The following is an 8,885-nucleotide window of genomic DNA, read 5'->3' as shown; positions in this document are numbered from 1 at the left end:
AACTCAGAAGTGAAACGCCGTAGCGCCGATGGTAGTGTGGGGTCTCCCCATGTGAGAGTAGGGAACTGCCAGGCATCAATTAAGTAAAGAGGCCATCCGCAAGGATGGCCTCTTTGCGTTTATAGACTAAAAAACGGTAGGCGCCGGGTAAGGCAAAGCCGCCACCCGGCAAGTCAGACCGCACTCCACTTCACAACAAACTCTGCAATCCCATCCACATCATTCAAATTCAGTAACGGAACTTCAAGCGGCAATACAACATCACTGGCCACCGCAATCACATGCTCATCCAGCGTTAACTCGCTGAAATCATGCCCGGCATCGCTTCTGAACAGCAGGATCTTAGGTACGGCCTCATGCTTAAATCCCTCAACCAGCACCAGATCCAGCGTGGAATGATCCATCCGGCTGACCAGATACGCAAGATCCAGCGGTGCCTCATCCGGCGTTTCTGTCATCAACGCCCAGCGCTGGTTGCTTGCCACCATCGTTTGCGCCGCACCCGCTTTACGAAGTTCATAGCTATCTTTGCCCGGCTTATCTACATCCATATTATGGTGCGTGTGTTTAATCAAGCCTGGACGGATGCCGCGGGCGCACAGCGCGGGTATCAGTTTTTTCAGCAGCGTAGTTTTTCCCGTACCGCTCCAGGCGGAGATTGCTAAAACAGGTGTCATCTCTTCTCCTGCATGGCCTGTAAATCTTCTGTCGTGTTCACATTCACGAAGGATGTTTTCATGTCGCTAAAATCAACAGCATGTCCGCCAACCTTGCGCATAAACACCATAACTCTTCGTTCACCGGCAGCCAGATAGTCGCTCATGTCCGGAATCAACGATTTGTTAACGAGCGCGATAGTTGGATGGTCGCGCTCGCCGTCATGCACCCAAACCACGGGCGATTCACCTCGCTGTTGCACCATTCGCTCTACCAGGCAAGTGGGTATAAATGGCGTATCACACGAACAAAAGAGAAACCACTCGCCCTGCGACTGCTGCATCACCGAAAGCATGCCAGCCAGCGGTCCCGGATAATCTGCGAGATTATCCTGATAAACGGGAAACCCGCTGCGTTGGTAAATATCAATATGGCGATTAGCGCTGAGCGCCATGGCCGATACCTGATTGACAAGCGTATCAGCGACGTGCTGCCATAAGGGCTTGCCATTCAGGCGCTGTAACCCCTTATCTTCTCCGCCCATTCGCGTCGCTCTGCCACCGGCCAGAACGACACCGATGATTTTCTGGCTCTCATTCACTAATATCGCCTCTTTTATTGTGGGATTGACCCTGCTAACGTGTCACTCTAAATGAAAGGAGCACCACCATGAAATGTAAACGTCTGAATGAAGTCATTGAACTCCTCCAGCCAGCCTGGCAAAAAGAGCCAGAGCTGAATCTGATGCAATTCTTACAAAAACTGGCGAAAGAGTCAGGTTTTGACGGCGATCTGGCAGACCTTTCTGACGACATCCTGATCTACCACCTCAAAATGCGCGACTCGGCCAAAGATGCTGTTATTCCTGGTATTCAGAAGGATTATGAGGAAGATTTTAAAACTGCGCTGCTGCGCGCCCGAGGCGTAATTAAAGAGTAAAAGCTTGTAAGCGGAGCCACCGAAATCGCCACAAGATGATATCCTGAATCATTCGTATAATTTCCGGATGATCGGATGAACGACCAGGCTTTTACTTTCCAGACACTACACCCGGATACCATTATGGATGCCCTGTTTGAACAGGGTATTCGTGTGGATTCAGGGCTAACCCCGTTAAATAGCTACGAAAACCGCGTCTATCAATTTCAGGACGAGGATCGTCAGCGCTTCGTCGTAAAGTTCTATCGCCCTGAACGTTGGTCTGCACAGCAAATTCAGGAAGAGCACCAGTTTGCTCACGATCTGCTGGGTGATGACGTCCCTGTTGCCGCGCCGATAAAGTTCAATAACCAAACACTGCACACGCATGAAGGGTTTTACTACGCCGTATTCCCCAGTCTGGGTGGCCGCCAGTTTGAAGCGGATAATATCGATCAGATGGAGTGGGTTGCTCGCTATCTGGGACGCATTCATCAGACGGGACGTAAAACAGCGTTCACTGCCCGACCAACGCTCGGGGTTCAGGAATATCTCACCGAACCACGTCAGGTATTTGAAACGTCTGCGCTGATCCCCACTGCGCTAAAGGATAATTTCCTCAACGCCACCGATAAGCTTATTGCTGCGGTGAAAGCCTGCTGGCGTGATGATATTTCCGTTCTGCGCCTGCATGGCGATTGTCACGCCGGAAATATCCTCTGGCGCGATGGCCCGCTGTTTGTCGATCTCGACGATGCGCGCATGGGACCAGCGGTTCAGGATCTGTGGATGCTGCTCAATGGCGACAAAGCCGAGCAGCGCATGCAGCTTGAAACGATTATTGAAGCCTATGAAGAATTTAGCCCGTTTAATTCAGACGAAATTGCCCTGATTGAGCCTTTACGTTCTATGCGTTTTGTTTATTATCTCGCATGGTTAATCAGGCGTTGGGACGATCCCGCATTTCCCCGTAATTTCCCGTGGCTTACCGGAGAAGATTACTGGCGTAGCCAGATATCTACATTCACTCAGCAGGTTAAGGTTCTTCAGGAACCCCCTCTGCAATTAACGCCGATGTATTAATTGGACACACCCAGGAGAGAGTTAATCATGAAAAAAATTTGGCTGGCGCTGGCAGGTATGATTCTGGCATTTAGCGCTTCTGCTGCGCAGTTTACCGACGGTAAACAGTTCATCACGCTGGAAAAGCCGGTTGCTGGCGAGCCACAGGTTCTGGAATTCTTCTCGTTCTACTGCCCGCACTGCTATCAATTCGAAGAGGTGCTGCATGTTTCTGACAACGTGAAGAAAAAGCTGCCGGAAGGCACCAAAATGACCAAGTACCACGTTGAGTTCCTGGGCCCGTTGGGTAAAGACCTGACTCAGGCGTGGGCGGTTGCGATGGCGCTGGGTGTGGAAGATAAAATCACTGCTCCAATGTTCGAAGCCGTACAGAAAACTCAGACCGTTCAGACCACTGCGGATATCCGTAAAGTGTTCGTTGATGCCGGCGTGAAAGGTGAAGAGTACGACGCCGCGTGGAACAGCTTTGTGGTGAAATCTCTGGTGGCTCAGCAGGAAAAAGCGGCCGCGGACCTGCAGCTTCAGGGCGTTCCGGCGATGTTTGTTAACGGCAAATATCAGCTGAACATGCAGGGCATGGACACCAGCAGCATGGATATCTTTGTACAGCAGTATGCCGATACCGTGAAATACCTGGTTGAGAAGAAGTAATTTCGTTGATATGAAAACGCCGGTCACTGACCGGCGTTTTTGTATGAGGATTTAATGCTGTCTATCTGTTGGTCTTTCTCTTTCCAGAGCGTATTAAGCCACTGCTGGAAACCACGTTTGAAATTCTTATCGTTAACGTAGTCACCGTGCAGCTCGACATCGATCGGTACTAAATTCACCCGAACAACAATGCGCGTCAGCTTGCCGCTGAGCATATCGAAGAACGGCGTCCTGTCATTTTCCGGATAGCAGAGCGTAACGTTCAGAAGTTTATCGAACTGTGCACCCAGCACGTTAAGCGCCATAGCAATACCCGCCGCCTTTGGCGGGAGCAAATGCCGATAAGGAGAGCGAGTTTGTTGACGCTTCTCTTCCGTAAACCGGGAGCCTTCAACAAAGTTCACGATGGTTGTTGGATGCGCGCGAAACTTTTCACAGGAACGGCGCGTGGTCTCCACATCCTTACCGCGACGCTCCGGATGACGAATCAAATAGCTGCGCGAATAGCGTTTCATAAATGGCATATCGAGGGCCCAGCAGGCCAGCCCGATAAAAGGCACCCAGGCGAGCTGCTGCTTCAGGAAGTATTTGTTCATCGGGATATGTTTGCGGAAAAGCACGCATAACACCACGATGTCTGCCCAGCTGTGGTGATTGCAAATCAGCAGGTACCAGTTCTTTTTGTTCAGGCTCTCCAGCCCTTCGATATCCCACTTCAGATGCGGGTTCAGGCACAGCAGGATCGCCAGTCCTTCACACCAGCAATACATCATGAAATTACAAAACGCAGAGACGGATCGCCACACCGCAGGCACAGGCAGCAGCAGTTTAACGATCCCGGCGATAATGATCGGCACAGAACAGGCAATCGTCACCAGAATAGTTAAAATGATGCTTAGCGGTAATGTTATTGCAGCGAGCAATTTCGACATGATGAGCTTTTTCAGGTGGTTAGCTTTAATGAAGCGGCCGATAATTCGGCGCTGGGCGCTGATTTTATCAGAAAAATGACAAAATAATGGCGCTTTCATGTCTTCAATTGACGGCTTTTCCCCTGACGCAGAAGATTTCTCTAATACTGTGCGCTATTCAGGACTTATATCCACATAGACTAAATTGTCACCATCAGGCTATTATCATACAGTGTTAGTGTTTAACAAGCTGATATGTAATGATTTATTCTCAACGCATAGCTGTATTTAGCACCTGTTTTTCATTTGAAGTGAAAATATTCACAAACTTATCCACAGTTTGAGTTTTGCGAGCGATCCTCACGATCGCAAAATCTTTTCCTGTATCGAACCTGAATAACTGATGTTTTCATCCTTCTGTGGCATCCTTTACGCATAAATTGATTAAAGGCACGGACATTATGGTTCAGATCCCAGAAAACCCACTTATTCTCGTCGACGGCTCTTCTTACCTGTATCGGGCGTACCATGCGTTTCCTCCTCTGACCAATAGCGCAGGGGAACCTACCGGCGCAATGTACGGCGTGCTGAACATGCTGCGCAGCCTGATCCTTCAGTACCAACCCACCCATGCGGCTGTCGTTTTTGATGCGAAAGGCAAAACCTTCCGCGATGAGCTGTTTGAGCATTACAAATCCCATCGTCCGCCAATGCCTGACGATCTGCGTGCGCAGATTGAACCGCTGCACGCCATGGTGAAAGCAATGGGCCTGCCGCTGCTGGCCGTCTCTGGCGTGGAAGCCGACGACGTCATCGGTACGCTGGCGCGTGAAGCGGAAAAAATGGGCCGTCCGGTACTGATCAGCACCGGCGATAAAGATATGGCCCAGCTGGTGACGCCAGGTATCACCCTGATAAACACCATGACCAACACCATTCTGGGGCCGGAAGAAGTGGTCACTAAGTATGGCGTGCCGCCAGAGCTCATTATCGACTTCCTCGCGTTGATGGGTGACTCCTCGGATAACATCCCTGGCGTCCCCGGCGTTGGTGAAAAAACCGCGCAGGCGCTGCTCCAGGGGCTGGGTGGTCTGGACACGCTCTACGCGGAATCAGACAAAATCGCCAGCCTTTCCTTCCGTGGCGCAAAAACCATGGCCGGGAAGCTGGAAGAGAACAAAGAGGTGGCTTATCTCTCCTATAAGCTGGCAACGATTAAAACCGATGTGGAACTGGAGCTGGGCTGTGAGCAGCTGGAAGTGCAACAGCCTTCCGCTGACGACCTGCTGAGCCTGTTTAAGAAATACGAATTCAAGCGCTGGACCACTGACGTGGAAGCCGGTAAATGGCTGCAGGCAAAAGGGGCCAAACCAGCTGCGAAGCCGAAGGAGACGATTGTCGTTGATGCCGAAGAGCAGGCGGAAGAAGAAGCCGCTGCGCTCTCCTTCGACAACTACGAAACCGTTCTGGAAGAGTCACAGCTGATCGCCTTGATCGAGAAACTGAAAAAAGCGCCGGTCTTTGCCTTTGACACCGAAACTGACAGCCTCGACAACATCTCAGCCAATATGGTGGGATTGTCCTTCGCGACAGAGCCGGGTATTGCCGCCTACGTTCCTGTGGCGCACGACTACCTGGATGCGCCGGAGCAGATCTCCCGCGAGCGCGTGCTTGAGCTGCTGAAGCCGATTCTGGAAGATGAAAAGGCGCTCAAGGTCGGGCAAAACCTCAAGTACGACCGCGGTATTCTGCAGAACTACGGCATTGAACTGCGCGGGATTGCCTTCGACACTATGCTCGAATCTTACATTCTGGACAGCGTCGCGGGTCGTCATGATATGGATTCCTTATCTGACCGCTGGCTCAAGCACAAAACCATCACCTTTGAAGAGATTGCCGGTAAAGGGAAAAATCAGCTCACATTTAACCAGATCGCTCTTGAAGAAGCAGGGCGCTACGCGGCGGAAGACGCCGACGTCACGCTGCAGCTGCACCTGAAGATGTGGCCAAAACTGCAGAAGCATGAAGGTCCGCTGAACGTGTTCCAGCATATCGAGATGCCGCTGGTGCCCGTGCTGTCACGGATTGAACGTAACGGCGTGAAAATAGACCCAACGGTGCTGCATAACCACTCCGGGGAGCTGGCGCAGCGTCTGACCGAGCTTGAGCAGAAAGCGCACGATCTTGCAGGCGAGCCGTTTAACCTTTCTTCACCGAAGCAGCTGCAAACCATCCTGTTTGAAAAGCAGGGCATCAAGCCGCTGAAGAAAACCCCTGGCGGCGCACCGTCAACCTCAGAAGAGGTGCTGGAAGAGCTGGCGCTGGACTACCCGCTGCCAAAAGTGATTCTGGAGTACCGCGGTCTCGCAAAGCTTAAGTCTACCTACACGGACAAACTTCCGCTGATGATCAACCCGAAAACGGGTCGCGTGCACACGTCGTATCATCAGGCTGTCGCGGCCACGGGACGCCTCTCGTCAACCGATCCTAACCTGCAGAACATCCCGGTGCGTAATGAAGAAGGGCGCCGCATTCGTCAGGCTTTCATCGCCCCGGAGGATTACCTGATTGTCTCGGCTGACTACTCGCAAATCGAACTGCGCATTATGGCGCATCTGTCCCGTGACAAAGGTCTGCTGACGGCATTTGCGGAAGGGAAAGACATCCACCGTGCGACCGCGGCGGAGGTCTTTGGTTTGCCGCTGGAGAGCGTGACCAACGAACAGCGCCGCAGTGCAAAAGCGATCAACTTCGGTCTGATCTACGGCATGAGCGCGTTTGGTCTTTCTCGCCAGCTCAACATTCCGCGTAAAGAGTCGCAGAAGTATATGGATCTCTACTTCGAACGCTACCCGGGCGTGCTGGAATATATGGAACGTACCCGCGCGCAGGCGAAAGAGAAAGGCTACGTTGAAACCCTGGATGGCCGTCGTCTCTATCTCCCGGACATCAAATCCAGCAACGCGGCCCGCCGCGCTGGCGCAGAACGTGCGGCGATCAACGCCCCGATGCAGGGAACCGCGGCGGACATCATCAAGCGCGCCATGATTGCCGTTGATGCCTGGCTGGAGAAAGAGAAGCCGCGCGTGAAAATGATCATGCAGGTACACGATGAACTGGTGTTTGAAGTGCACAAAGACGATCTCGATACTGTGTCGAAAAAGATCCACGAACTCATGGAAAGCAGCATGACGCTAGACGTGCCGTTGCTGGTGGAAGTGGGAAGTGGTGAAAACTGGGATCAGGCTCACTAAAGGTTCAATGAATAACGCGCTTTTTATGTAAGTTAGCAACATAACAAAGCGCGTTTTGTGACGATCATTAGAATTCCCTATGTAAAGAATGAAAAAAAACTACAAAAAGTGCTTTTTCTACAGCAAAAAAAGGGGTAGAGTTATCGACGTAGGGTACAGAGGTAAGATGTTCTATCTTTCAGACCTTTTACTTCACGTAATCGGATTTGGCTGAATATTTTAGCCGCCCCAGTCAGTAATGACTGGGGCGTTTTTTATTGCGGCAAAGAAAAGTTCCGTCAAAAAAAAGCGCGGACATTGCCGCGCTCGGTTTTACTCTGCTTCCGCTTCTGTTGCGGGTTCCAGCTCGTTAAACCAGCTATCGAGCTTCTGACGCAGCTTGTCAACGCCCTGTTTTTTCAGCGAAGAGAAGGGCTCAACCTGTACATCGCCATTAAAGGCCAGTACCGCTTCGCGAACCATATTCACCTGCGCTTTACGCGCGCCGCTTGCCAGCTTATCGGCTTTCGTCAGCAGCACCAGCACGGCAATATCGCTTGCTACGGCCCAGTCGATCATCTGCTGATCGAGATCTTTTAGCGGGTGACGAATGTCCATCAACACCACCAGACCTTTCAGGCACATGCGTTTTTCCAGGTATTCGCCCAGCGCACGCTGCCATTTGATCTTCATCTCTTCTGGCACCTGCGCATAACCGTATCCCGGCAAGTCGACCAGGCGTTTGCCTTCAGCGACTTCAAAAAGGTTAATCAGCTGGGTACGGCCAGGTGTTTTTGAGGTACGCGCCAGGTTCTTCTGATTGGTCAGCGTATTCAGGGCGCTGGACTTCCCCGCATTTGAGCGGCCAGCAAATGCCACTTCAATACCGGTATCAGAAGGCAGGTGGCGAATATCGGGCGCACTGGTGACAAAATGCGTCTGTTGGTAATTCCAGGTAGTCACGTGGTCGTCTCCAAAAATCGTAATCTGGGGGGATTATACCCGAATGCGGGCAAAAGGCTTTTCTCATTGCACGGCGCCTGCAGGCGAAAGCCCGAAGCGTTGTGAGAGATCGGCTAATGTTGCTATGGGAGATTTCAGAGAATTCGCAGGTGCCAAAAAAGTCAAACTGTTTTAAATCATAAGCTTATTTCCGGGTAATTGTCTGAAAATCTCTTTTTGTACCGTTTCGTTGCTTGTCAGTTTAAGCGAACAAGGTAAAGTATGCGTCAGGGCGAGGAAGCCAACAGGAATTCGACTTAAGGATTAGGGTCAGGAGCGCCAGGAGGCGAAGACGCAGGACTGTCAGGACGACCAGCGCCAGGAGGCGTTTTAACAGGAAATGGAACCATACACGGACGGTATCAGCCAAAGGATAAACAGGGTGTGTTGTTGGTAAACATGGAATGTCTGACCCGCTAAGGGTTGTGAG

The 8,885-nt window shown here is 51.5% G+C and carries 8 protein-coding genes; 4 read left to right on the top strand and 4 right to left on the bottom strand.

The window, feature by feature from the left end; all coding sequences use genetic code 11:
* Nucleotides 1–173: 173 nt before the first annotated feature.
* Together mobB and mobA are read right to left on the bottom strand one after the other, a co-directional pair.
* A complete protein-coding gene (gene mobB / locus URZ40_RS19580) occupies nt 174–677 on the bottom strand; it encodes a molybdopterin-guanine dinucleotide biosynthesis protein MobB (protein WP_116343729.1) in 504 nt (167 codons plus the stop codon).
* On the bottom strand, nt 674–1,258 hold the full coding sequence (gene mobA, locus URZ40_RS19575; protein WP_316380682.1) for a molybdenum cofactor guanylyltransferase MobA: 585 nt from the start codon (nt 1,256–1,258) through the stop codon (nt 674–676). The genes mobB and mobA overlap by 4 nt, the downstream gene beginning before the upstream one ends.
* 68 nt (nt 1,259–1,326) lie before the next feature.
* Between mobA and URZ40_RS19570 the strand changes: the two genes are divergently transcribed.
* From URZ40_RS19570 to dsbA, 3 genes are all read left to right on the top strand, one after another.
* Nucleotides 1,327–1,596, top strand: a complete 270-nt coding sequence (locus tag URZ40_RS19570; protein ID WP_008501866.1) for a YihD family protein — start codon at nt 1,327–1,329, stop codon at nt 1,594–1,596.
* Nucleotides 1,597–1,671: 75 nt separating this feature from the next.
* Nucleotides 1,672–2,658: a serine/threonine protein kinase gene (locus tag URZ40_RS19565; protein ID WP_320721012.1), complete on the top strand. Its 987-nt coding sequence runs from the start codon at nt 1,672–1,674 to the stop codon at nt 2,656–2,658.
* A gap of 27 nt (nt 2,659–2,685) precedes the next feature.
* Entirely contained in the window at nt 2,686–3,309 is a 624-nt protein-coding gene (gene dsbA, locus URZ40_RS19560) for a thiol:disulfide interchange protein DsbA (RefSeq protein WP_028014899.1), read from the top strand.
* Nucleotides 3,310–3,332: 23 nt separating this feature from the next.
* Here dsbA and URZ40_RS19555 read toward each other — a convergent pair whose 3' ends face one another.
* The gene (locus URZ40_RS19555; RefSeq protein WP_166712640.1) at nt 3,333–4,241 is read right to left on the bottom strand and encodes an acyltransferase; all 909 of its coding nucleotides are present in this window, start codon (nt 4,239–4,241) and stop codon (nt 3,333–3,335) included.
* A gap of 440 nt (nt 4,242–4,681) precedes the next feature.
* On the opposite strand from URZ40_RS19555, the gene polA reads away from it, so the two are divergent.
* Complete coding sequence (gene polA, locus URZ40_RS19550; protein ID WP_320721011.1) at nt 4,682–7,474, top strand: DNA polymerase I; 2,793 nt, start codon at nt 4,682–4,684, stop codon at nt 7,472–7,474.
* Nucleotides 7,475–7,786: 312 nt separating this feature from the next.
* Here the strand turns inward: polA and yihA are convergent, their stop codons facing one another.
* On the bottom strand, nt 7,787–8,416 hold the full coding sequence (yihA, locus tag URZ40_RS19545) for a ribosome biogenesis GTP-binding protein YihA/YsxC (RefSeq protein ID WP_116343734.1): 630 nt from the start codon (nt 8,414–8,416) through the stop codon (nt 7,787–7,789).
* Nucleotides 8,417–8,885: the final 469 nt, after the last annotated feature.

The organism is Enterobacter sp. 296B2 (assembly GCF_034106185.1).
Taxonomy (GTDB): Bacteria; Pseudomonadota; Gammaproteobacteria; order Enterobacterales; family Enterobacteriaceae; genus Enterobacter; species Enterobacter cloacae_N.
This window is presented reverse-complemented; position numbering and strand designations above follow the sequence as displayed.

What these genes read in the sequence shown, in the direction of transcription:
- URZ40_RS19570 (WP_008501866.1), top strand. Translation starts at nt 1,327, where the DNA reads ATGAAATGTAAACGTCTGAATGAAGTCATTGAACTCCTCCAGCCAGCC.
- dsbA (WP_028014899.1), top strand. Translation starts at nt 2,686, where the DNA reads ATGAAAAAAATTTGGCTGGCGCTGGCAGGTATGATTCTGGCATTTAGC.
- polA (WP_320721011.1), top strand. Translation starts at nt 4,682, where the DNA reads ATGGTTCAGATCCCAGAAAACCCACTTATTCTCGTCGACGGCTCTTCT.
- URZ40_RS19555 (WP_166712640.1), bottom strand. Translation starts at nt 4,241, where the DNA reads ATGTCGAAATTGCTCGCTGCAATAACATTACCGCTAAGCATCATTTTA.
- mobB (WP_116343729.1), bottom strand. Translation starts at nt 677, where the DNA reads ATGACACCTGTTTTAGCAATCTCCGCCTGGAGCGGTACGGGAAAAACT.
- URZ40_RS19565 (WP_320721012.1), top strand. Translation starts at nt 1,672, where the DNA reads ATGAACGACCAGGCTTTTACTTTCCAGACACTACACCCGGATACCATT.